Below are 21,974 nucleotides of genomic sequence, written 5' to 3' on the forward strand. Positions count from 1 at the left end.
AATAACACGAAAGAGGCATTGCATGGAAAAAATCTGGTTGAAATCCTATCCCGAAGGCGTACCCGCCGAGATCGACGTCTCGCAGTACACCTCGGTGACGCATCTGCTGGAGGAGTCGTTCCGCAAGTATGCCGATGACAAGGCCTACGTCTGCATGGACAAGTTCCTCACCTATGCGCAGGTCGACCAGATGTCCCGCAAGTTCGGCGCCTGGCTGCAGGGCAAGGGGCTGCAGAAGGGTGCCCGCGTGGCGATCATGCTGCCCAACGTGCTGCAATACCCGGTGGCGATGGCCGGCATCCTGCGCGCCGGCTACACGGTGGTCAACGTCAACCCGCTGTACACGCCGCGCGAGCTGGCGCACCAGCTGAAGGATTCCGGCGCCGAAGCGATCATCGTGCTGGAGAACTTCGCCAACACGGTGCAGCAGGTGCTGCATGAAACCCCGGTGCAGCACGTGATCGTGGCGACCATGGGCGATCTGCTGGGTACCGTGAAGGGCGCCATCGTCAACTTCGTGGTGCGCCGCGTGAAGAAGATGGTGCCGGCCTTCTCGCTGCCGCGCGCCGTGACCTTCAAGCAGGTGCTGGCCGAGGGCGGCCGCATGACGCTGCATCCGGCCCGGATCGGCCACGAGGACATCGCCTTCCTGCAGTACACCGGCGGCACCACCGGCGTCTCGAAGGGCGCCGTGCTGCTGCACCGTAACGTGGTCGCCAACGTGCTGCAGAACGAGGCGTGGCTGCACATGGGGCCGCAGCAGGAGCAGGTGGTCTTCGTGTGCGCGCTGCCGCTGTACCACATCTATTCGCTGACGATTTCCGCCTTCATGGGCATGCGCCTGGGCGGCCTGAACGTGCTGATCCCGAATCCGCGCGACATTCCCGGCTTCGTCAAGGAACTGGCGAAGTACCGCGTCACGGTGCTGCCGGCCGTGAACACGCTGTACAACGCGCTGCTGAACAATCCCGATTTCGCGAAACTCGACTTTTCCAGCTACAAGGTGTGCAACGGCGGCGGCATGGCCGTGCAGAAGGCCGTGGCCGACAAGTGGCTGAAGCTGACCGGCACGCCGATCATCGAGGGCTACGGCCTGTCCGAAACGTCGCCGGTGGCCACCGCCAACCGGGTCGACATCAAGGAATTCACCGGCACGATCGGCCTGCCGATCCCGTCCACCGAAGTGGCCATCCTGGACGACGACGGCAATGAAGTGCCGCTCGGCACGGCCGGCGAAATCGCCATCCGCGGCCCGCAGGTGATGGCCGGCTACTGGCAGCGCCCCGATGAAACGGCCCGCTCGATGACGGCCAGCGGCTTCTTCAAGACCGGCGACGTGGGCATCATGGACGAGCGGGGCTACACGAAGATCGTCGACCGCAAGAAGGACATGATCATCGTCTCGGGCTTCAACGTGTATCCGAACGAAGTCGAAGGCGTGGTGGCCGCGCACCCCGGCGTGCTGGAATGCGCCTGCATCGGCGTGCCGGACAAGAATTCCGGCGAAGCCGTCAAGCTGTTCGTGGTGCGCAAGGACCCGAACCTGACGGCCGAATCGCTGATGGAATTCTGCAAGCACGAGCTGACGGCGTACAAGAAGCCGAAGTACATCGAGTTCCGCGACGACCTGCCGAAGACTAACGTGGGCAAGATCCTGCGGCGGCAGTTGCGGGACGAGAAGAAGGCCGCCTGAGTACAGGCACGCGCATTGGCAGGCTTGATGACCCCGGGGTTACGCCTCCGGGGTAAATAGCCTGCAACCTGTCTCAGGTTGCCACCACCCCCGCCTTGCCACCCTCCACCGCGAACCGGGCCAGCGTCTGCACTCCGCTGGCCTTGTTCCGCACATCGTCGAGCCCCTCGAACAGCACGGACGTCCGTTCCGGCGTGATCTCCATCAGCATGTAGCCGCGCCGGTCGCTGCGCCCGTACTTGATGTGCGGGTTCATCGCCACGTACTGCGCGGTGCGCGCCTGCGGCCGCGAGCTCGACGTGACCGACGTGCCGCAGAATTCCGTCGCCACCACCGGGTTGCCCGAGGAACGGGGCCGGGTCGGGTCGCGCCGCAGCTCGGCCGCATAGAAGGTGTGCACGTCGCCGGACAGCACCAGCGGATTGGCGGCGCCGCTGGCGCGCACGGAGTCCAGCAGCCGCTGGCGCGCCGCCGGGTAGCCATCCCAGCCATCGGTCCAGAAGCGGCCGTCGCTGGCGCGGCGGATCTCCACCTGCGACGACTGCGCCATCAGGGTTTGCTGGGCCAGCACGTTCCAGCGTGCCCTGGAGCTCTTCAGTCCATCCTGGAGCCAGTTTTCCTGCGCGGAACCCAGCATCGTGCGCCCGCCATCGGCCAGCATCGCGCAGGCATTGCGGTAGACGGAATTGGACCCGCCGCGGTTCGGCCGCGCACAGGCCTGCGGCGAGCGGTACTGGCGGTTGTCCAGCACGTGGAAGCGTGCCAGCGCGCCCCAGTCGTAGCGCTGGTACATCCGCACGTTACGGAAGCCGCTGGCGGTGAAGCGCAGCGGCTGGTGTTCGCAGTAGGCCTGGTAGGCGGCGGCGCGGCGTGCCGCGAAATCGGGCGTCAGCAATTCATCGCGCAGCGCGCCGTAGTCGTTGGCCACTTCATGGTCGTCCCACGTCATGATCCATGGCGCCGCGTGGTGCGCGGCCTGCAGGTCGCGGTCGCTCTTGTACTGCGCATAGCGGGCGCGGTACTGGTCCAGCGTGAAGCTTTCGTCGCGGCGCACGGCCCGGTCTGGATGCTCGAGCCTGTATTGGCCCCATTCGTAGATATAGTCGCCCAGGAAGGCGACCAGATCCGGCGCGGCTTGCGCCAGGTGGCGCAGCGCCGCGTAGTGGCCGAATTCCCAGTGCTGGCACGAGGCCACGGCCACCTTCAGCGAGCGGGGCAGGGTACCGGGCGCCGGCGCCGTGCGGGTGCGCGCAACGGGGCTCACGGCTCCGTCCAGCATGAAGCGGTACCAGTACCAGCGGTCCGGCCGCAGGCCTTTCACGTCCACGTGCACGCTGTGCGCCAGCGCCGGGCTGGCGGTGGCGCTGCCGCTGGCGGCAATGCGGCGGAACCCTTCGTCCTCGGCGATTTCCCAGCGCACCGCGAATGCCACCGGCGGCGTGCTGCGGGCATCGAGCGGGTCGAACAGGATGCGGGTCCACAGCACAACGCTGTCGGGCAGCGGCGCACCCGAGGCGACACCCAGCGTGAACGGATAGGGCGCGTTGCGCGGTGCCGCCGCGCAAGCGAGCGCCGGGCCGAGCGCGGCCAGGCCGGCCACGCGCGCACCCGTCAGCAGCAATTGCCGGCGGCTGTGCTCCACGCTTACTTGTGCATCAGCGATTCGATCGGCGGTACCGGACGCGGCTTGCGGTCCGGGCCGGTGGCCACGTAGGTGAGCGTGGCTTCCGTCACCTTGACGATGTCCGCCTGCAGGCGGTTGCGTTCCGCGTAGACCTCGACATTGACCGTGATCGACGTGGTGCCGACCCGCACGATATCGGCGTAGAACGACAGCAGGTCGCCGACGAACACGGGATTCTTGAATACAAAGGAATTGACGGCGATGGTCGCCACGCGGCCGTTGGCGCGGCGGGTGGCGGGCAGCGAACCGGCGATGTCCACCTGGGCCATGATCCAGCCGCCGAACACGTCGCCATAGACATTCGCATCGGAAGGGGCGGGCATGACCCGCAGTTCCGGCATCTTGCCAACAGGCAGGCAGTTTGGCGCGGAGGTGGCGGCGGGAGCAGGAGCAGGGACAGGAGCAGGAGCGGCGTCGGGCGTGGTCATCATGAAAACTCGTTGGGGGATACAATGGGTTCCGATTGTAAACCAGCCCGTCCGCCAGTCATGCGCCGTTCCGCCTACTCCTCCGAGCCACCTCCGCCCGCCCGCCCAGGCCGCAGCGATCTTGCCACCCTGAAAACCCTGCTGCCTTACCTGCTGGTCTACAAATGGCGCGTGCTGCTGGCCCTGCTGGCGCTGGTGGGCGCCAAGCTGGCCAATGTCGGCGTGCCGGTCGTGCTGAAACACCTGGTCGACGCGATGACGCTGAAGCCCGGCGATCCCCGCGCGCTGCTGATCCTGCCGGTCGGGCTGCTGCTCGCCTATGGCGCGCTGCGGCTGTCCACCACCGTGTTTACCGAGCTGCGCGAGTTCCTGTTCGCCCGCGTCACGCAGCGTGCCGTACGCACCATCGCACTGCAGGTGTTCCGCCACCTGCACGCGCTGTCGCTGCGCTTCCACCTGAACCGGCAGACCGGCGGCATGACGCGCGACATCGAGCGGGGCACGCGCGGCGTCGGCTCGCTGATCTCGTACACGCTGTTCAACATCCTGCCCACGCTGGTCGAGATCACGCTGGTGCTGGCCTACCTCGTCACGCACTACGACGTATGGTTTTCGGTGATCACGTTCAGTGCGCTGGTGCTGTACATCGCCTTCACGGTGATCGTCACCAACTGGCGCACGCATTTCCGCCGCACCATGAACGACCTGGATTCGAAGGCCAACACGAAGGCCATCGATTCGCTGCTCAATTATGAAACCGTCAAGTATTTCGGCAACGAGGAATACGAAGCCAAGCGCTATGACGAAGGATTGAAGCACTACGAGGCGGCGGCGGTGCGCTCGCAAACCTCGCTGTCCTTCCTCAACACGGGCCAGTCGGCGATCATCGCCACCGCCGTCACGCTGATCCTGTGGCGCGCCACGGTCGGCGTCGTCGACGGCACGATGACCCTGGGCGACCTGGTGCTGGTCAACGCCTTCATGATCCAGCTGTACATCCCGCTCAATTTCCTGGGCGTGATCTACCGCGAGATCAAGCAGAGCCTGGCCGACATGGAACGCCTGTTCTCGCTGCTCGACGAGAACCGCGAAGTGGCCGATGCGAAGGATGCCCGGCCCCTGGTCACGCACGGCGCCCAGGTGAAATTCTCGCATGTCGACTTCAGCTACGAAGCCAAGCGGCAGATCCTGTTCGACGTCGACTTCACGATCCAGGCGGGCACCACCACCGCCGTCGTCGGCCATAGCGGTTCCGGCAAGTCCACGCTGTCGCGCCTGCTGTTCCGCTTCTACGAAGTCGGCGGCGGCGCGATCACGATCGACGGCCAGGATATCCGTGCGGTCACCCAGGATTCGCTGCGCCACGCGATCGGCATCGTGCCGCAGGATACCGTGCTGTTCAACGACACGATCGAATACAACATCGCCTACGGCAAGCCGGGCGCCACGCATGACGAGATCGTGGCCGCGGCCCGGGCGGCATCGATCCACGACTTCATCGACAGTCTGCCCGACGGCTACCGCACGATGGTGGGCGAACGGGGGCTGAAACTGTCCGGCGGCGAAAAGCAGCGCGTGGCCATCGCCCGCACGCTGCTGAAGAACCCGGCGATTTTGATCTTCGACGAAGCCACCTCCGCGCTTGATTCCAAGGCGGAGCAGGCGATCCAGGCCCAGCTGAAGGAGATCGCGAAAAACCGCACGACGATGGTGATCGCCCACCGCCTGTCCACCGTGGCCGATGCGCACCAGATCCTGGTGCTGGACCATGGCCGTATCGTCGAACGCGGCAACCATCCCGCCTTGCTGGCCGCTGGCGGGCTGTATGCGCAGATGTGGGCGCGCCAGCAAGCCCGCGCCGACGCTCCGGCCGATGCCGCGGCATGAACTGTCGGCGCTATTGACAGCCTTGCGGGACATATCGATGACTCCGCAGCAAGTGGCTGATTTACGGGGGCTTTATTTGCTTGGCCCATAACTTGCCTCGGCATGGACGGGGCCGCACCGCGCGCGGCCCGATGGGAGAGGCGCCATGCGATCCAGACCCGTAGTTGCGCATTCTGTCGTTGCGCTGACTGTAGTTGCGCTTGCGGTGCTGCTGGCTTGCCAGCCGGGGCGGGCGGTGGAACTGATCGATCTCCAGGCCACCGCGCAGGCGCCGGGCCAGCCACCCGGACAGGTACCCGCGCACCAGCCGGCGTATTTCACAGCCTACCTTCCCGCTTATTTCTCCGCGTATTTCTCCACTTATTCCTCCGCTTATTCCCCGCCTCGCTCCACACCGTATTTCCCTCAGTATTTCCCGCACCACCTGTCCGCGCAACCGGTCCGCTACATCCCCGCCGAGGATTGGGCGGACCTGGCATGGAGCGCCGTACTGACCGACCTGCCGCTGCCTGCCGAATCCCCGCCGCCCGCCGTCATGGCCGCCGCGCCGATGCCGGTGCCGGAACCGGTATCCGTGCTGATGCTGGCCTGTGGCCTGCTGATGATGGTGCCGGGTGCCTGGGCCGTGCGCTGGTCGCGCCTGGGCGATAGCGAATCCCTGCTGCAACGGAGGCTGCCATGAGCGGCAAGGCAAGCCCGGCTGCACGACGCCGGGTCTTGCCCCGGCTGTAAAGGTATTCTTCGCACGCGTCGGTGATGCACGAAGCAAGAAAAACCAGGCAAAAAAAAGCCGGGCTGTCGAGCCCGGCCTTGTTCATCTCGCCGCGAATCAGGTCGCCGCGAATCAGGTCAGCGGCTCCAGCGCCGGATCCTTGTCCTTCGAAGGATGGGTCAATTCGCCTTCCCACTTGGCCACCACGGCGGTGGCGATGCTGTTGCCGATCACGTTGGTGGCCGAGCGGGCCATGTCCAGGAAGTGGTCGATCGACAGCAGCAGCACCAGGCCCGCTTCCGGGATATTGAATTGCGACAGCGTGGCGGCGATCACCACCAGCGAGGCGCGCGGCACGCCGGCCATGCCTTTCGAGGTCAGCATCAGCACGGCCATCATCGCCATCTGCGTGCCCAGCGACAGTTCGATGCCGTAAGCCTGGGCGATGAACACCGCGGCGAACGTGCAATACATCATCGAGCCATCGAGGTTGAACGAGTAGCCGATCGGCAGCACGAACGCGGCGATCCGGTTGCGCACGCCGAAGCGTTCCAGCCCTTCCAGCGTCTTCGGGAACGCCGCTTCCGACGAAGCGCAGGAAAATGCCAGGATCGTCGGGCCGCGCACTTCCCTCATCAGGTCGAAGATGCGCTTGCCGAGGAAGAGGAAGCCGGCGAACATCAGCAGGCCCCACAGCAAGGCGATGCCGAAATAGAACTCGGCCATGAACACGCCGTAGGTCTTCAGCACCACCAGGCCTTCCTTGGCGATGATGCCGGAGACGGCCGCGAACACGGCGAGCGGCGCGAACTGCATCACGTAGCCCGTGACCTTCAGCATCACGTGGGCCACGCCGTCGATCGCATCGACCATCGGTTCGGCCTTCTTGCCCACGGCGGCGGCGCCCAGGCCGAAGAACAGCGAGAACACCACGATCTGCAGGATCTCGTTCTTCGCCATGCCATCCACGATCGACACGGGGATCAGGTGGGTGATGAAGTCCTTCAGCGTCAGGCTGCTGGTAGCCAGGTTGGCGGTCGATGCGGCTGTACTGGCCAGCGTGCCCGCCAGCGCATCGCCCGGGCGGAAGATGTTGACCAGCACGAGGCCCAGCGCCAGCGACACCACCGAGGCGCCGAAGAACCACGCCAGCGACTTCAGGCCCACGCGGCCGACTTCACTGGCATCGCCCATGCGCGCGATGCCCACCACCAGCGTGGAGAACACCAGCGGCGCGATGATCATCTTGATCAGGCGGAGGAACATGGTCGTGATCAGCGACATCGCTTCGGAATACGACGTCGGCGTCGCCATCGTTGAATTCAGGATGTAGCCGGCCACGATCCCCAGGGCCAGCGCCACCAGGATCCAGGTGGTCAGGCGGTTCTTTTTCTCCATGAGCTGTGTCTCTCCATGCTGGGCCTGGCGGCGCGGGGTGCGCGCCGTGGCCGGGGTTTGCCGTAAAATGATTAATTATCAGGCATTTAATTGAAAAGTTTCGCGCAGTATCCTTGGGGCTTCCGACACTGTCAAGCAGGCTGTGAGCGCACGAATGGCGATGATAGAAATCCAGAACATCAGTAAGTGGTATGGGCAATTCCAGGTGCTCACCGATTGCACTACGCGGGTGGATAGGGGCGACGTGATGGTGATCTGCGGCCCTTCCGGCTCCGGAAAGTCCACCCTGATCAAGACCGTCAACGGCCTCGAACCCATACAGCGGGGCGAGATCGTCGTCGACGGCACGTCCGTGACGGCGCCCGACACCAGCCTGCCGCGATTGCGCGCCAGGATCGGCATGGTGTTCCAGAATTTCGAACTGTTCCCCCACCTGTCGGTGCGCGAAAACCTGGCGCTTGGCCAGGTCAAGGTGCTCAAGCGAACGCGCGACGAAGCCGATGAACGGGGCCTGAAATACCTCGATCGCGTCGGCCTGCTGTCGCAGCAGGACAAATACCCGGCCCAGTTGTCCGGCGGCCAGCAGCAGCGCGTGGCGATCGCCCGTGCGCTGTCGATGGACCCCATCGCGATGTTGTTCGATGAACCCACCTCCGCGCTGGATCCGGAAATGATCAATGAAGTGCTGGACGTAATGGTCGGCCTGGCGCAGGATGGCATGACGATGATGGTCGTCACCCATGAAATGGGTTTCGCGCGCCGCGTGGCCAACCGCGTGGTGTTCATGGATGCGGGCCGCATCGTCGAGGATTGCGGCAAGGAAGAATTCTTCGGCGCGCCCCGCTCGGAGCGCGCGCGCGATTTCCTGGCCCGGATTATCCACTGAGGCCCGGCCCGGTAATGCGGCGGCAGCCGTCAGCCCTGCCTGCCAGTTTCAAGTTTTCGATCTGTTTTCGGTCTGTCTTCAGTCTGTCTTCGGTCTTGCTGTTGGTTCTTTTGCGACGTGTATTTCTCCAGGGAGGAAATCATGGCATCGATCCGGCTGTTTGTCCTGCTGCTCCTGGCGTTACCGGGCTTGCTGCACGCGCAGCAGGCGGAGCCACCGCGTAACGGCACGCTGGCCAAGATCGCGCGCGATGGCTACATCACGCTGGGCGTGCGCGAAGGGTCGGTGCCGTTCTCCTACCTGGACGACAAGGGCCGCTTCATCGGCTACTCGGTCGACCTGTGCATGAAGATCGTCGACGAAGTGAAGAAGCGCCTGAACAAGCCGGTGGAAGTGAAGATGACGCCGGTATCCGCCAGCAACCGCATCCCGCTGATGGCGAACGGCACCATCGACCTCGAATGCGGCTCCACCACCAACAATGCCGAGCGCGCGCGGCAGGTGGCCTTCTCGCCCACCATCTTCGTGATCGCCAACCGGCTGTTGACGCGCAAGACGGCCAATATCCGCACGCTGGCGGACATGAAGGGCAAGACGCTGGTGGCCACCGCCGGCACCACCACGCTGAAGCAGATGACGGCGCTGAACCGCGAGCGCAACCTCGGCATGCGCATCGTGGTCGGCAAGGATCATCCCGAGTCCTTCCTGATGCTGGAAACGAATCGCGCCAATGCCGAGGCGAACGACGATATCCTGCTGGCGGCCCAGGTGGCCGGCTCGAAGCAGCCGGCCGACTACGCGATCGGCACCGAGGCGCTGTCGCTCGAGCCGTACGCCATCATGCTGCGCCGCGGCGACGCACCGTTCAAGGAAGCCGTGGATGCGGCACTGCGTGCCGCCTTCGCGTCGCCCGATTTTCCGCGCCTGTATGCGAAATGGTTCACCAGCCCGGTCCCGCCGAAAGGCATCAACCTGAACGTGCCGATCTCGCCGCAGCTGCAGAAGGTGCTGGCCAATCCCACCGATTCGTCCGACCCCGCCGCCTATCGCTGACCGGCCAGTGGCTGAGCGGCTGACCGGCTGACCCCGCGGCGTCCGATGGACTATCACTGGAACTGGGCGATATTCGGCGAGCTGTCGCCGGATGGCGTGAACACCTACTGGCAGATGCTGCTGTCCGGCCTGGGCTGGACGCTGGCCACCTCGCTGGCCGGCTGGGTGATGGCGCTGGCGCTGGGCGCGCTGGCCGGCATTGCCCGCACCCTGCCGCAGCGCCCGCTGCGCATGGCGGCCGGCGCCTATATCGAACTGTTCCGCAACGTGCCGCTGCTGGTGCAGATGTTCCTGTGGTTCTTCGTGGTGCCCGAGCTGCTGCCGCGCGCCGCGGGCGACTGGCTGAAGGCGCTGCCGCAGGCGCCATTCGTCACCGCCGTGATCTGCCTGGGTTTTTTCACGTCCGCGCGGGTGGCCGTGCAGGTCGCCGCCGGCATCGACGCGCTGGCGGGCGGCCAGGCCCAGGCCGCCCTGGCCCTGGGGCTCACGCGTCCGCAAGCGTACCGGTACGTGCTGCTGCCGCTGGCAGTCCGGATCGTTCTTCCCCCGCTGGCGAGCGAATTCCTCAACATCATCAAGAACAGTTCGGTGGCGCTGACCATCGGCCTGGTGGAGCTGACGGCCAGCGCCCGCGCGATCCAGGAATTCTCGTTCCAGGTGTTCGAAGCCTATGCGGCGGCCACCGTGCTGTACGTGGCGGTGAACCTGGCCGTCACCGCCGGCATGAACGTCCTCGAGCGCCGGCTGGCCTTGCCCGGTTCGCTGGGAGCGCGCTGATGGAGTTCGACTTCGACGTGATCCGGCGGTCCTGGGCGGACGTGCTGCTGACCGGCATGACCTTCACCCTGCGGCTGACGGTATTGGCCATGGCCGGCGGCGTGGTGCTCGGCACGCTGCTGGCGCTGGCCCGGCTGTCCGGCTTTCGCCCCCTGGCGCTGCTGGCCGCCGGCTACGTCAACCTGATCCGCGCGGTGCCGCTGGTGCTGGTGATCTTCTGGTTTTATTTTCTCGTGCCGTACCTGGCCGCCTGGGTGATCGGTGCCGACGAACCCGTGCGCGTGGGCGCGTTCTGGTCCGCGCTGATCACGTTCACCCTGTTCCAGGCAGCCTACTACTGCGAGATCATGCGCGGCGGCATCGGTGCCATCTCGCGCGGCCAGGTCCATGCCGCGCAGGCGCTGGGCATGCGCTACTGGCAGTGCATGGGCTACGTGGTGCTGCCGCAGGCCCTGCGCAACATGCTGCCGGTGCTGCTGACGCAGACCATCGTGCTGTTCCAGGACGTGTCGCTGGTGTACGTGCTGTCGGTGCCCGATTTCGTCGGCGCCGCGGCCCGCGTCGCCCAGCGCGACGGGCGGCTGGTGGAAATGTACAGCTTCGTCGCGGTGGTCTACTTCGTGATGTGCTGTGCCTTGTCGGCCCTGGTGCGGCGCTTGCAGCGTGCAAGAAGGTAAAATGGCGCATTCCTGTTCCATTTTTTGCGATCGCTTCCCCGGACCGCATTTCGAGACCGCACTTCCAGGCTAGTCATGTCCACCACCTTCGCCCCCCCATCTTCCCTGACCATCATCCGCCCGGACGACTGGCACCTTCACCTGCGCGACGGCGCCACCATGGCCAGCGTGCTGCCGCACAGCGCGCGCCAGTTCGGCCGCGCCATCGTGATGCCGAACCTGAAGCCGCCCGTCACCACCGTTGCCCAGGCAGCCGCCTACCGCGACCGCATCCTGGCGGCGCTGCCGGCCGAGCTGTCGTTCGAGCCGCTGATGACGCTGTACCTCACCAACAACACGTCGCCGGATGAGATCCGCCGCGCCGCGGAGTCCGATTTCGTGCATGCGGTGAAACTGTACCCGGCCGGTGCCACCACCAATTCCGATGCCGGCGTCACGGACCTGGCCAACTGCTACAAGGTGCTGGAAGTGATGCAGGAAACCGGCCTGCCATTCCTCGTGCATGGCGAAGTGACGGATGGCGACATCGACCTGTTCGACCGCGAAGCCGTGTTCATCGAGCGCGTCATGCGCCCGCTGCGCAAGAGCTTCCCGGCGCTGAACGTGGTGTTCGAGCACATCACCACCAAGGATGCCGCGCAATACGTGGCCGAGGCCGAAGGTCCGATCGCCGCCACGATCACCGCGCACCACCTGCTGTACAACCGCAACGAGATCTTCAAGGGCGGCATCCGGCCCCATTACTATTGCCTGCCCGTGCTCAAGCGCGAAGAGCACCGCCTGGCGCTCGTCACGGCCGCCACCAGCGGCGACGAACGCTTCTTCCTCGGCACCGACTCGGCACCGCACGCGCAGGGCGCCAAGGAAGCGGCCTGCGGCTGCGCCGGCTGCTATACCGCGCTGCACGCGATGGAGCTGTACACCGAGGCCTTCGAACGCGCCGGCGCGCTGGACAAGCTGGAAGCCTTCGCCAGCCTGAACGGCCCGGCCTTCTATGGCCTGCCGCCGAACGAGGGCACGATCACGCTGAACCGCGAAGAATGGACGCTGCCGCAGTCGCTGCCGTTCGGCGAACAGGAAGTGGTGCCGCTGAACGCCGGCGAAACCATCAACTGGCGGATGGCGTAACAGCGGTGCTGCCCGCGGTCGACTGGTCCCGGCCCTGGTATGACGCGGTGCGCGCGGCCGCCGGGGCGGTCGATCCGCGCGACGTCATCGGGACCTTCAGCGCGCGCGCCGCTGCGCTGGAGCTGGTCAACCACGCCGGCCTGCCGATCCGCTTCGTGCCGCAGGCCGCGCTGCCCGAAGGGACGGCGTATGAAGAACATATCGGCGCCACCGGCTGCGTGCCCACGCGCGACAATCTGCACGATTTCTTCAACGGCCTGGTGTGGCTGAGTTTCCCGCTCATCAAGCGCGAGCTCAATGCCTTGCAGGCGGCACAGATCGCGCGCGACGGCATCCGCGGCGAGCGCGGCCCGGCACGCGACGCGGCCACGCTGTTCGACGAGAATGCGGCCCTGCTCGTCGTGCCGGATACCGCACCAGGCCACGCGCTGGCCGACGCGCTGCGCAACCACCGCTGGCGCGAAGCCTTCGTCGCGCGCGCCGGCGCGTTCGGCAGCGAGGCGCAGGTCTGGCTGTTCGGCCATGCGCTGATGGAAAAGCTGGTGGCACCCTACAAGGCGATCACCGCGCATACACTGGTGGTGGCCGCGCCAGCCAGCTGGTTCGCCTTGCCGCGCAATGCACAGCAGGCATGGCTCGACGCGCACCTGGCGGAGCGCCTGCGCACGACCGGCTTGCGCAAGGCCGATTTCACGCCGCTGCCGGTACTGGGCATTCCGGGCTGGTGGGGCGGGCAGGACGATGCATTCTATGATGACACCACCGTGTTCCGCGCCAAGCGGAACGCACCCACCCTGGAGAAACCATGACTGTACGAACCATCCGCTGGGGCATCCTCGGCACCGGCAGGATTGCCAAGGACTTTGCCGCCGCGCTGAAGGATACGCCCGATGCCGTGCTCGCGGCCGTTGCGTCGAGAAGTGTTGATAGCGCTACCAGTTTCGCCACCGAACATGGCTCGCATGAATTGACGAAGAGCCACGGCAGTTACCAGGCGCTGGCGGACGATCCGGATGTCGATGCGATCTACATCGCCACGCCCCATCCGATGCACCGCGAGAACGCGCTGATGTGCCTGAACGGCGGCAAGCACGTCCTGGTCGAAAAGGCCTTCACCGTCAACCGCCGCGAAGCGGAAGACATCGTGGCATTGGCGCGCGAGAAAAAGCTGTTCGCCATGGAAGCGATGTGGACCCGGTTCCAGCCCGCGGTGCTGGAAGCGAAGCGCATCGTGGACAGTGGCGAAATCGGCACCGTGGCCACCGCGCAGGGCGACCTGGGCTTCTACTCGGACGCCGGGCCCGAGCACCGGCTGTTCAATCCCGCGCTGGGCGGCGGCTCATTGCTGGACCTGGGTATCTACCCGCTGTCGATCGCGGCCTACTTCCTCGGCCCCGTGAAGGCGGTGCAGGCCGTGGGCCAGGTCGGCCCGACAGGCGTGGACCTGCAATGCACCTTCGCACTCCAGCACGAGAACGGCAGCCTGGCCGCCGGTACGGCCAGCCTGGCCGCGCGCACGCCGGCCGAGTTCACGGTATGCGGCAGCCAGGGCTTCGTGCGCCTGCACGGCCGTTTCCACAACACGGAAGAATTGACGGTGGAATTGCACGATGGCAGCCGCCGTACGCAGCGCCTGCCGCGCATCGGCAACGGCTATGCGCACGAGATCATCGAAGTGAACCGCTGCCTGCGCGCGGGACTGACTGAAAGCCCCGTGATGCCGCTCGATGAAACGCTGGCGCTGATGGGCGTGCTGGACGAGATGCGGCGGCAGATCGGCGTCGTGTACGACGCCGACCGCTGATCAGCGAACGCTGTTGTCCACGCGGCGCTTGCGTGGCAGCAGCAGCACGCCGGCGCCGACCAGCAGCATGGACCAGCTGGATGGGCGATCGGCCAGCAATTGCCCGGCCGGGTCGGCGGCCTTGTCGGCCTGGCGCACGGTTGCCGGCGGCGCCTTGGTGCTGGCCATTGCCGGGGTGGTGCTGGCGGCCGTGGAAGCGGTGTTTTCCGCGGCAGGTGCCGCAAGCGCCTGGGCGGCAAACGCTAAAGATGCAAAGAAGAAATATTTTTTGATAGATAGCATTTATTTAACGATTAGTCCAGATTGATTCGCATTCTAATGTTGCATTCGATTCAATACAACGACTTTATTCATTGAAGCATACGCAGGGTGTTGCAATGCAGCACGAACATCCTGGGTTACACTGCTTTGGTGACCCAGAAAGGCTTATCCATGTCCACCAGCCAGCGCTCCCTCGACCTTAGAACGATCCTGCTTGCCACCGGCGTCGTGCTGACGCTGGCCATGGGCGTGCGCCATGGTTTCGGCTTCTGGATGCAACCCATCTCGCAAGACAATGGCTGGAGCCGTGAAACCTATTCGCTGGCGATGGCCCTGCAGAACCTGCTGTGGGGAGCGTTCGGACCGTTCGCCGGCATGGTGGCCGACCGCTGGGGCACCATGCGGGTCGTGCTGGCCGGCGCGTTCGCGTACATGGCCGGCCTGGTCTGGATGGCCACGGTGTCCGATCCTTTCCTGTTCATCGCCGGCTCCGGCGTGCTGATCGGGCTGGGCCTGGCCTGCACCGCGTTCGGCGCCGTCAGCGGCATCATCGGCCGTGCTGCACCGCCAGAAAAACGCTCGTGGGCATTCGGCATTTCCGGGGCCGCCAGCTCGTTTGGCCAGTTCCTGCTGATGCCCATCGAGCAGACCCTGATATCGCAGGCCGGCTGGCAAAACGCGCTGTACCTGCTGGCCGCCATCGTGGTGTTCCTGATGGTGCCCATGGCATTCCGGCTGCGTGAACCGGTGGCGCCGGCGGCTACCGGCCATCGGCAAGGGATTCGCGAAGCGCTGGGCGAAGCCCTGGGCAACCGCTCGTTCCTGCTGCTGGTGGCCGGTTATTTCGTGTGCGGCTTCCAGCTCGTGTTCATCGGCGTGCACATGCCGGCGTACCTGAGGGACAAGGGCGTGGCCGATCCCAAGGTAGCCGTGGTGGCGCTGGCGCTGATCGGCCTGTTCAACATCTTCGGTTCCTACTGGGCGGGCAAGCTGGGTGGCCGGCTGCCGAAGCGCTACCTGCTGTCGTTCATCTACTTCGCCCGTGCCGCGGTGATCACGCTGTTCGTCGCGCTGCCGCTGTCACCGCTGTCCGTGTACCTGTTCGCGGCGGCAATGGGCGTGCTGTGGCTGTCCACGGTGCCGCTGACGAACGGCATCATCGCCGGCGTGTTCGGCCTGTCCCACATGTCGATGCTGGCCGGCGTGGTCTTCTTCTCGCACCAGGTCGGCAGTTTCCTCGGCGTCTGGCTGGGCGGCTACCTGTTCGACCTGCAAGGCAGTTACGACGTGGTGTGGACCATTTCGATCGGCCTGGGCGTGCTGGCCGGCCTGGCCAACCTGCCGATCGACGAGCGGGCGCTGGTTCGACCGCAACTGAAGGTTGCCTGAATGTGGTTGTGTAAATGTGGTTGCGTGACCGATGGAACGAGGAGGTGGAATGAGGAATCCGCGTAGGCGCCGGCTGCTCGCGTGGTGCCTGGTCGCCCTGGTGCTGGCGGCGTGCTTTGCCGCCTACCTGCAACCGGCGTTCATGTTCGACATGGCGACGCGCATCGTCATGTGTTTTTGAGCTCGTCGTTCCGGAAAATCTGCGAGCGCGAATGGCGCGACAGTGTCAGTACCCCGGCGCCGGCCAGCAGCAGCATCCAGATGGCCGGTTCGGGCACGGCGATCACCTCGACGCCCAGCAGTTCCGTATAACCCTGGTTGAGAACCTGGTGGTCATAGCCCGGGCCGAACAGGGCGAAGTCGATGCTGCCGGTCTGCAGCCCGGCATTCGCATACAGCAGGTACTCGTACTCGAAACGGAAGTGGCCGGGCAAGCCTGTGAAGGCATGCGTTGCGCCGCTGTCGAACGATCCCGAGGGATCGTAGTTCGCCCAGACCGGCAGCGCGGCGGGCGTGCCGGACGACATGTCCGCAAAGACGGGCGGGGGCGGCGGCTGCAGCAGGCCGGGGTATTCCGGTACCTCGGTGGAGACATGGTCGCCGCTCAGGTACACGCTGGCCTCGAATCCGGGCGCGCCATCGATCAGGCGCGGCACCTGCGCGGGAAGCAGCGTGCCGATGATCCAGAATTGCGCGGTATGCTCGCCGATGGCCGTCACGTCGAGATCGACATGCGCCGCATCGCGCCAGTGACCCGCCACATCATAGGTCACGTCACGGTAGTGGGAAGTGGTCTGCAGGCCGTTTTCGACGACAACCTCGTCGCGCAGTGTATGGACGACATTGAAACGCTCGCCGGTTTCCCGGAAGCTGGCGTTGCTGTAGACCGAGGCGCTGGTGTCGTCGATGCCGGTGGTGGCGTAAACCGCGGTAAATGTCATCACCGGGGCTGCGGATGCGCCCGCGGCGGCGAACAGCAGGGATAGTGACACGAACAATGAGCGCATCGGTCCAAGCATGTTTCCCTCCGGATTGGCGATTGTTTTTTTTATATTGCGTCAATCAGCATAGGCCAAGAGTTGCAGGCTGCAAGGACAATCGATGCTTTTTTGTGTCCATCCACTTTTCCCGTTGACCCGCGCCCGGCGCTCGTGTCGGCATGCACCCGGCATGGCGGCGCCGATCGTCATGGGCTACTGATCGGCATTCCGTTACTGAAGAGCGCGCCACCTGCGCGGCAGGGAAGCGCCGCTACACCTTCAGGAACTCTTCCCGCCCGCCCAGCCACCGTTCCAGGTGCGCTTCCACCACCGGCTGCCCGGCCGGATCGTGCAGCAGCGCGTGCGCCACGTCGCGCGCCTGGTCGACCAGCCAGCCATCCGTTTCCAGGTCGGCGAAGCGCAGCATCGCCTGGCCGGACTGGCGCGCGCCGAGGAATTCGCCGGGGCCGCGGATTTCCAGGTCGCGCCGGGCGATCTCGAAGCCGTCGGTGGTTTCCCGCATCGTCGCCAGCCGCTGCTTGGCCACGGGGCCCAGCGGACTTTGGTACAGCAGCAGGCACACGCTGGCCGCCGAGCCGCGGCCCACGCGCCCGCGCAGCTGGTGCAGCTGCGACAGGCCGAAGCGCTCCGCATGCTCGATCACCATCAGCGACGCATTCGGCACGTCCACGCCCACTTCGATCACCGTGGTGGCCACCAGCACGTGCACGCGGCCGGCGCTGAAGGCATCCATCACTTCCTGCTTCTCGGCCGGCTTCATGCGGCCATGCACCAGGCCTACCTGCAGGTCCGGCAGCGCCGCGGCCAGCGTTTCATAGGTTTCCGTCGCGGTCTGCAATTGCAGCGCTTCCGATTCCTCGATGAGCGGGCACACCCAGTACACCTGGCGGCCATCGAGCGCGGCCGCGTGCACCCGCGCGATCACCTCGTCGCGCCGGTTCTGGTCGATCACGCGCGTGACGATCGGCGTGCGGCCCGGCGGCAGCTCGTCGATCACGGAAACCTCCAGGTCGGCGTAGTACGTCATCGCCAGCGTGCGCGGGATCGGCGTGGCGGACATCATCAGCTGGTGCGGCACCAGCCCGTCGGCGCCCTTGTTGCGCAGCGTGAGGCGCTGGCCCACGCCGAAGCGGTGCTGCTCGTCGACGATGACGAGGCCCAGCCGGGCGAATTGCACCGTTTCCTGGATCAGCGCGTGCGTGCCGATCACCAGCCGCGCCTCGCCCGACTCGGCCAGTGCCGAAGCCGCCGCCTTGTCTTTTTTCTTCAGGCTGCCGGTCAGCCACGCCACCTTCACGCCCAGCGGTTCCATCCACGCGGCGATCTTGCGGAAGTGCTGCTCGGCCAGGATCTCGGTGGGCGCCATCAGCGCGGCCTGGAAGCCGCTGTCGATGGCCTGCGTGGCGGCCAGCGCCGCGACGACGGTCTTGCCGCTGCCCACGTCGCCCTGCAGCAGGCGCTGCATCGGGTAGGGCTGGCGCAGGTCGGCGCGGATTTCCTCCAGCACGCGCGCCTGCGCGCCCGTCAGCCGGAACGGCAGCGCCTTCTGGAATGCCGCGGTCAGCGCGCCCACCGCCTCGAGCGGCGCCGCGCCCTTCTGGCGGCGCGCGTCCTGTGCGCGCTTCAGCGACAGCTGCTGGGCCAGCAGTTCGTCGAACTTCATGCGGATCCAGGCCGGATGCGAGCGCTCCGCCAGCGCGTACTCGTCCACCTGCGAGGGCGGGTGGTGCAGCAGCTTCACCGCCGGCTCGAAGGCTTGCAGCTGCAGCCTGTCCAGCAGCCGCGGCGGCAGCGTGTCGGTCCAGTCCACGCGCCCCATCGCGTCGGCGATCGCGCGGCGCAGCACGTACTGCGACAGGCCTTCGCCGGATGGATAGACAGGGGTGAGGGAAGTCGGCAGCGGCGCTCCCGCGTTGACCACCTTGTACGTGGGGTGCACCATCTCGGCGCCGAAGAAGCCGTGTTTCAGCTCGCCGCGGGCACGCACCCGGGTGCCTTCCGCCAGCTGCCTGGACTGGCTGCCATAGAAATTCATGAAGCGCAGCATCAGTTCGCCCGTGTCGTCGGCGATGTGGACGATCATCTGCTTGCGCGGCTTGTACGTGATCTCGTTCTTCGTGACGATGCCCTCGACCTGCGACGTCTGGCCTCCGCGCAGGCAGGCCGTGCGGATGTCGATCACCTCGGTCTCGTCCTCGTAGCGCATGGGCAGGTGCAGCACCAGGTCCATGTCGGTACGCAGGCCGAGCTTGGCCAGCTTGCTTTCGGCGGTGGCAGCCCGGGATGCGGCGGCTTTCTTGACGGGGGGCTTGCTTTGCTTCGTTTCGGCCATGGTTGGGTGATGCGTTTTTCTCGGCTACGGAGCAGTAGCGTACAATAGAAGGTTGCCCAATGCTTTTTCAGCGGAATTGCCCGCGCAGCGTCATCCGTGCGCGCTACCGCCAGAACACGATATGTATTCGCTTTCCGACTTCGATTTTAACTTGCCCCCCGAGCGCATTGCTCAGTTTCCGCTGCCGGACCGCAGCGCTTCCCGCCTGCTGCACGTGGATGAGACCCGCCTGCACGACCGCAGGTTCACCGACATCCTCGACCTGCTGCAGCCCGGCGACCTGCTGGTGATGAACGATACGCGCGTGCTGAAGGCGCGCTTCTTCGGCGTCAAGGACAGCGGCGGCAAGGTCGAGGTGCTGGTCGAGCGCGTGCTCGATACGCGCACCGTGCTGGCCCAGGTCCGCGCGTCGAAGTCGCCCGGCCCCGGCGTGAGGATCCGCCTGGCCGACGCGTTCGACGTGACGGTCGGCGAGCGTGCCGGCGAATTCTTCACGCTCAAGTTCGAGGCCGACGTGTTCGACCTGATCGAGCAATACGGCCGCCTGCCGCTGCCGCCCTACATCGAGCATGCGCCCGGCGAGGTGGATGAAACGCGCTACCAGACGGTGTTCAACAAGGTGCCGGGCGCCGTCGCGGCACCCACGGCCGGGCTGCACTTCGATGAGGCGCTGCTGCAGAAGCTGCGCGACAAGGGCGTCAACTTCGCCTATGTCACGCTGCACGTGGGCGCCGGCACGTTCCAGCCGGTGCGCACCGAGAACCTGGCCGAGCACAAGATGCACACCGAGTGGTACACCATGCCGCAGGCCACCGTGGATGCGGTGAAGGCCGCGCGCGCCGCGGGCCGCGACGTGATCGCCGTCGGCACCACCAGCCTGCGCGCGCTGGAATCGGCGTCGCAGTCGGGCACGATCGAGGCGGGCAGCGCCGACACGGCGCTGTTCATCACGCCGGGCTACCGCTTCAAGTCCGTCACGCGCCTGATCACCAACTTCCACCTGCCGAAGTCCACGCTGCTGATGCTGGTCTCGGCGTTCGCCGGTTTCGACGAGATCCGCGCCGCCTATGCGCACGCGATCGCCAGCGAATACCGCTTCTTCAGCTATGGCGACGCCATGCTGCTGACGACGCCCAACCGGGCCTGACGGAAAACCAACGGATACCTGAACGGATACCCCAACGATGCTGGAATTCAAACTGATCAAGACCGATACCACCGGTCTGACGAAGGCGCGCCGCGGCACGCTGAAACTGAACCATGGCGTGGTGCAGACGCCGATCTTCATGCCGGTCGGCACCTACGGTTCCGTGAAGGCGATGTCGCCGCTGGAACTGAAGGAAATCGGCGCCCAGATCATCCTGGGCAATACCTTCCACCTGTGGCTGCGGCCCGGCAATGCCGTGATGGGCAAGTTCGGCGGCCTGCACAAGTTCATGGGCTGGGACAAGCCGATCCTGACCGACTCCGGCGGCTTCCAGGTGTTCTCGCTGGGCGAGATGCGCAAGATCACGGAAGAGGGCGTGCACTTCAACTCGCCCATCAATGGCGACAAGCTGTTCCTGTCCCCCGAGATCTCGATGCAGATCCAGCGCGTGCTGAATTCGGACATCGTGATGCAGTTCGACGAATGCACGCCGTATGAAATCGACGGCCGCCCGGCCACGCTGGAAGAAGCGGCGAAGTCGATGCGCATGTCGCTGCGCTGGGCCCAGCGCTCGATGAACGAGTTCAAGGCGGGCGAGAATCCCAACGCGCTGTTCGGCATCGTCCAGGGCGGCATGTTCGAGTCGCTGCGCGACGAATCGCTGGCCGGCCTGGAAGAGATCGATTTTCCCGGCCTGGCGATCGGCGGCCTGTCCGTCGGCGAGCCGAAGGAAGACATGATGCGCGTGCTCGAGCACATCGGCCCGCGCCTGCCGGCCAACAAGCCGCACTACCTGATGGGCGTGGGCACGCCGGAAGACCTGGTGGCCGGCGTCAGCAACGGCGTCGACATGTTCGACTGCGTCATGCCGACCCGCAATGCGCGCAACGGCTGGATCTTCACCCGCTTCGGCGACATCAAGATCAAGAATGCCCGCTACAAGGAAGATACCGAGCCGTTCGATGCCACCTGCTCGTGCTACGCCTGCCGGAACTTCTCGCGCGCCTACCTGCACCACCTGCACCGCGCGCAGGAAATCCTGGGGGCCCGGCTGAACACCATCCACAACCTGCACTTCTACCTGGACATCATGCAGCAGATGCGCGATGCGCTGGACGAGGACCGCTTCCCCGAATGGGTGAAGCAGTTCCATGCCGATCGCGCCCGCGGGGTGTGACGCGCCTGTACAAGGACCGCTGCCGATCCGGTAATCACATGGCAACCCCGGCCCGCGTTCCGGGGCGATACGCCGCACTGGACAGGCAGTGAAAATCAACCTGCAAAAACTTCTTGCATTAGTGTAAAAGTCCCCAATCTGTGCGACTTTGGCCAGTGCTAGAATACAGCGCTGTTTTTTTTAATTACATTGGAGTCACCCGTGTTCATTTCCAACGCTTATGCTCAAACCGCCGGCGCCGCCGATGCGTCGATGATGAGCAACCTCTCGACGTTCGTTCCGCTGATCCTGATGTTCGTGGTCATGTATTTCCTCATGATCCGTCCCCAGCAGAAGCGCGCCAAGGAACAGAAAGCCATGATGGACGCACTCGCCAAGGGCGACGAAGTCGTGACGGTCGGCGGCATCCTGGGCCGGGTCTCCCGCGTGACCGATGCCTACGTGACGGTGGAAGTGGCGCCGAACACCGAGATCGTGGTGCAGAAAGCCTCGGTTACCACGCTGCTGCCGAAAGGCACGCTGAAGGGGCTGTAAGCCTCG

General features: G+C 65.5%; 22 protein-coding genes. 16 read left to right on the forward strand and 6 right to left on the reverse strand.

All coding sequences use genetic code 11. From position 1 onward, the window contains the following. Positions 1 to 22 precede the first annotated feature (22 nt). Positions 23 to 1,693 carry a long-chain fatty acid--CoA ligase gene (locus tag EYF70_RS30770; protein ID WP_131148776.1) on the forward strand — a complete coding sequence of 557 codons (1,671 nt, stop codon included), beginning with the start codon at positions 23 to 25 and terminating at the stop codon, positions 1,691 to 1,693. A gap of 73 nt (positions 1,694 to 1,766) precedes the next feature. Here the strand turns inward: EYF70_RS30770 and EYF70_RS30775 are convergent, their stop codons facing one another. Together EYF70_RS30775 and EYF70_RS30780 are read right to left on the reverse strand one after the other, a co-directional pair. After that, positions 1,767 to 3,335, reverse strand: coding sequence for an alkaline phosphatase D family protein (locus EYF70_RS30775; RefSeq protein WP_131148777.1), 1,569 nt, complete (start codon positions 3,333 to 3,335; stop codon positions 1,767 to 1,769). 2 nt (positions 3,336 to 3,337) lie between these two features. After that, positions 3,338 to 3,718, reverse strand: a complete 381-nt coding sequence (locus EYF70_RS30780) for an acyl-CoA thioesterase (protein WP_174800467.1) — start codon at positions 3,716 to 3,718, stop codon at positions 3,338 to 3,340. A gap of 147 nt (positions 3,719 to 3,865) precedes the next feature. On the opposite strand from EYF70_RS30780, the gene EYF70_RS30785 reads away from it, so the two are divergent. Then, complete coding sequence (locus EYF70_RS30785; protein ID WP_131148778.1) at positions 3,866 to 5,692, forward strand: ABCB family ABC transporter ATP-binding protein/permease; 1,827 nt, start codon at positions 3,866 to 3,868, stop codon at positions 5,690 to 5,692. Positions 5,693 to 5,927: 235 nt separating this feature from the next. Next, complete coding sequence (locus EYF70_RS30790; RefSeq protein WP_131148779.1) at positions 5,928 to 6,374, forward strand: hypothetical protein; 447 nt, start codon at positions 5,928 to 5,930, stop codon at positions 6,372 to 6,374. 162 nt (positions 6,375 to 6,536) lie between these two features. Here the strand turns inward: EYF70_RS30790 and EYF70_RS30795 are convergent, their stop codons facing one another. Further along, on the reverse strand, positions 6,537 to 7,802 hold the full coding sequence (locus tag EYF70_RS30795) for a dicarboxylate/amino acid:cation symporter (RefSeq protein ID WP_131148780.1): 1,266 nt from the start codon (positions 7,800 to 7,802) through the stop codon (positions 6,537 to 6,539). Positions 7,803 to 7,962: 160 nt separating this feature from the next. On the opposite strand from EYF70_RS30795, the gene EYF70_RS30800 reads away from it, so the two are divergent. The 7 genes from EYF70_RS30800 to EYF70_RS30830 all read left to right on the forward strand — a co-directional run bounded on the left by EYF70_RS30800 (position 7,963) and on the right by EYF70_RS30830 (position 14,127). Beyond that, positions 7,963 to 8,688: an amino acid ABC transporter ATP-binding protein gene (locus EYF70_RS30800; protein WP_131149440.1), complete on the forward strand. Its 726-nt coding sequence runs from the start codon at positions 7,963 to 7,965 to the stop codon at positions 8,686 to 8,688. Positions 8,689 to 8,829: 141 nt separating this feature from the next. Continuing rightward, positions 8,830 to 9,741, forward strand: a complete 912-nt coding sequence (locus EYF70_RS30805) for an amino acid ABC transporter substrate-binding protein (RefSeq protein WP_131148781.1) — start codon at positions 8,830 to 8,832, stop codon at positions 9,739 to 9,741. Between the two features lie 45 nt (positions 9,742 to 9,786). Further along, a complete protein-coding gene (locus EYF70_RS30810; protein WP_131148782.1) occupies positions 9,787 to 10,518 on the forward strand; it encodes an amino acid ABC transporter permease in 732 nt (243 codons plus the stop codon). After that, the gene (locus EYF70_RS30815) at positions 10,518 to 11,195 is read left to right on the forward strand and encodes an amino acid ABC transporter permease (protein WP_131148783.1); all 678 of its coding nucleotides are present in this window, start codon (positions 10,518 to 10,520) and stop codon (positions 11,193 to 11,195) included. Before EYF70_RS30810 ends, EYF70_RS30815 begins: the two co-directional genes overlap by 1 nt. 75 nt (positions 11,196 to 11,270) lie before the next feature. After that, the gene (gene pyrC / locus EYF70_RS30820; RefSeq protein WP_131148784.1) at positions 11,271 to 12,323 is read left to right on the forward strand and encodes a dihydroorotase; all 1,053 of its coding nucleotides are present in this window, start codon (positions 11,271 to 11,273) and stop codon (positions 12,321 to 12,323) included. A 5-nt stretch (positions 12,324 to 12,328) separates the two neighbouring features. Further along, positions 12,329 to 13,132: a DUF3025 domain-containing protein gene (locus tag EYF70_RS30825; protein ID WP_131148785.1), complete on the forward strand. Its 804-nt coding sequence runs from the start codon at positions 12,329 to 12,331 to the stop codon at positions 13,130 to 13,132. After that, positions 13,129 to 14,127: a Gfo/Idh/MocA family protein gene (locus EYF70_RS30830; RefSeq protein ID WP_131148786.1), complete on the forward strand. Its 999-nt coding sequence runs from the start codon at positions 13,129 to 13,131 to the stop codon at positions 14,125 to 14,127. The genes EYF70_RS30825 and EYF70_RS30830 overlap by 4 nt, the downstream gene beginning before the upstream one ends. Here EYF70_RS30830 and EYF70_RS31220 read toward each other — a convergent pair whose 3' ends face one another. Next, the gene (locus tag EYF70_RS31220) at positions 14,128 to 14,295 is read right to left on the reverse strand and encodes a hypothetical protein (RefSeq protein WP_165497832.1); all 168 of its coding nucleotides are present in this window, start codon (positions 14,293 to 14,295) and stop codon (positions 14,128 to 14,130) included. On the opposite strand from EYF70_RS31220, the gene EYF70_RS31225 reads away from it, so the two are divergent. The 3 genes from EYF70_RS31225 (at position 14,285) to EYF70_RS31435 (ending at position 15,958) form a co-directional block, all read left to right on the forward strand. Then, complete coding sequence (locus EYF70_RS31225) at positions 14,285 to 14,434, forward strand: hypothetical protein (RefSeq protein ID WP_165497833.1); 150 nt, start codon at positions 14,285 to 14,287, stop codon at positions 14,432 to 14,434. The genes EYF70_RS31220 and EYF70_RS31225 overlap by 11 nt on opposite strands. A 125-nt stretch (positions 14,435 to 14,559) precedes the next feature. Next, positions 14,560 to 15,777 (forward strand): MFS transporter, encoded by a 1,218-nt coding sequence (locus tag EYF70_RS30835; protein ID WP_131148787.1) that lies wholly within the window; start codon positions 14,560 to 14,562, stop codon positions 15,775 to 15,777. A gap of 49 nt (positions 15,778 to 15,826) precedes the next feature. After that, positions 15,827 to 15,958: a type II secretion system protein M gene (locus EYF70_RS31435; protein WP_218943743.1), complete on the forward strand. Its 132-nt coding sequence runs from the start codon at positions 15,827 to 15,829 to the stop codon at positions 15,956 to 15,958. On the opposite strand, the gene EYF70_RS30840 is transcribed toward EYF70_RS31435, so the two are convergent. Together EYF70_RS30840 and recG are read right to left on the reverse strand one after the other, a co-directional pair. After that, positions 15,945 to 16,796: a PEP-CTERM sorting domain-containing protein gene (locus tag EYF70_RS30840; protein WP_131148788.1), complete on the reverse strand. Its 852-nt coding sequence runs from the start codon at positions 16,794 to 16,796 to the stop codon at positions 15,945 to 15,947. The two genes, EYF70_RS31435 and EYF70_RS30840, sit on opposite strands and share 14 nt — an antisense overlap. A gap of 232 nt (positions 16,797 to 17,028) precedes the next feature. Further along, positions 17,029 to 19,110, reverse strand: coding sequence for an ATP-dependent DNA helicase RecG (recG, locus tag EYF70_RS30845; RefSeq protein ID WP_131148789.1), 2,082 nt, complete (start codon positions 19,108 to 19,110; stop codon positions 17,029 to 17,031). Positions 19,111 to 19,231: 121 nt separating this feature from the next. Between recG and queA the strand changes: the two genes are divergently transcribed. The 3 genes from queA to yajC all read left to right on the forward strand — a co-directional run bounded on the left by queA (position 19,232) and on the right by yajC (position 21,968). Further along, positions 19,232 to 20,257, forward strand: a complete 1,026-nt coding sequence (queA, locus tag EYF70_RS30850) for a tRNA preQ1(34) S-adenosylmethionine ribosyltransferase-isomerase QueA (RefSeq protein WP_131148790.1) — start codon at positions 19,232 to 19,234, stop codon at positions 20,255 to 20,257. Positions 20,258 to 20,294: 37 nt separating this feature from the next. Next, positions 20,295 to 21,434, forward strand: a complete 1,140-nt coding sequence (tgt, locus tag EYF70_RS30855; protein ID WP_131148791.1) for a tRNA guanosine(34) transglycosylase Tgt — start codon at positions 20,295 to 20,297, stop codon at positions 21,432 to 21,434. 201 nt (positions 21,435 to 21,635) lie between these two features. Beyond that, positions 21,636 to 21,968 (forward strand): preprotein translocase subunit YajC, encoded by a 333-nt coding sequence (gene yajC / locus EYF70_RS30860; protein WP_131148792.1) that lies wholly within the window; start codon positions 21,636 to 21,638, stop codon positions 21,966 to 21,968. Positions 21,969 to 21,974: the final 6 nt, after the last annotated feature.

Origin of the sequence: Pseudoduganella albidiflava, from assembly GCF_004322755.1 — a bacterium.
Classification (GTDB): Bacteria; Pseudomonadota; Gammaproteobacteria; order Burkholderiales; family Burkholderiaceae_D; genus Rugamonas; species Rugamonas albidiflava.

What these genes read in the sequence shown, in the direction of transcription:
- EYF70_RS30770 (WP_131148776.1), top strand. Translation starts at nt 23, where the DNA reads ATGGAAAAAATCTGGTTGAAATCCTATCCCGAAGGCGTACCCGCCGAG.
- EYF70_RS30780 (WP_174800467.1), bottom strand. Translation starts at nt 3,718, where the DNA reads ATGCCGGAACTGCGGGTCATGCCCGCCCCTTCCGATGCGAATGTCTAT.
- EYF70_RS30785 (WP_131148778.1), top strand. Translation starts at nt 3,866, where the DNA reads ATGCGCCGTTCCGCCTACTCCTCCGAGCCACCTCCGCCCGCCCGCCCA.
- EYF70_RS30795 (WP_131148780.1), bottom strand. Translation starts at nt 7,802, where the DNA reads ATGGAGAAAAAGAACCGCCTGACCACCTGGATCCTGGTGGCGCTGGCC.
- EYF70_RS30800 (WP_131149440.1), top strand. Translation starts at nt 7,963, where the DNA reads ATGATAGAAATCCAGAACATCAGTAAGTGGTATGGGCAATTCCAGGTG.
- EYF70_RS30805 (WP_131148781.1), top strand. Translation starts at nt 8,830, where the DNA reads ATGGCATCGATCCGGCTGTTTGTCCTGCTGCTCCTGGCGTTACCGGGC.
- EYF70_RS30810 (WP_131148782.1), top strand. Translation starts at nt 9,787, where the DNA reads ATGGACTATCACTGGAACTGGGCGATATTCGGCGAGCTGTCGCCGGAT.
- EYF70_RS30815 (WP_131148783.1), top strand. Translation starts at nt 10,518, where the DNA reads ATGGAGTTCGACTTCGACGTGATCCGGCGGTCCTGGGCGGACGTGCTG.
- pyrC (WP_131148784.1), top strand. Translation starts at nt 11,271, where the DNA reads ATGTCCACCACCTTCGCCCCCCCATCTTCCCTGACCATCATCCGCCCG.
- EYF70_RS30830 (WP_131148786.1), top strand. Translation starts at nt 13,129, where the DNA reads ATGACTGTACGAACCATCCGCTGGGGCATCCTCGGCACCGGCAGGATT.
- EYF70_RS31220 (WP_165497832.1), bottom strand. Translation starts at nt 14,295, where the DNA reads ATGGCCAGCACCAAGGCGCCGCCGGCAACCGTGCGCCAGGCCGACAAG.
- EYF70_RS30835 (WP_131148787.1), top strand. Translation starts at nt 14,560, where the DNA reads ATGTCCACCAGCCAGCGCTCCCTCGACCTTAGAACGATCCTGCTTGCC.
- EYF70_RS31435 (WP_218943743.1), top strand. Translation starts at nt 15,827, where the DNA reads ATGAGGAATCCGCGTAGGCGCCGGCTGCTCGCGTGGTGCCTGGTCGCC.
- EYF70_RS30840 (WP_131148788.1), bottom strand. Translation starts at nt 16,796, where the DNA reads ATGCTTGGACCGATGCGCTCATTGTTCGTGTCACTATCCCTGCTGTTC.
- recG (WP_131148789.1), bottom strand. Translation starts at nt 19,110, where the DNA reads ATGGCCGAAACGAAGCAAAGCAAGCCCCCCGTCAAGAAAGCCGCCGCA.
- queA (WP_131148790.1), top strand. Translation starts at nt 19,232, where the DNA reads ATGTATTCGCTTTCCGACTTCGATTTTAACTTGCCCCCCGAGCGCATT.
- tgt (WP_131148791.1), top strand. Translation starts at nt 20,295, where the DNA reads ATGCTGGAATTCAAACTGATCAAGACCGATACCACCGGTCTGACGAAG.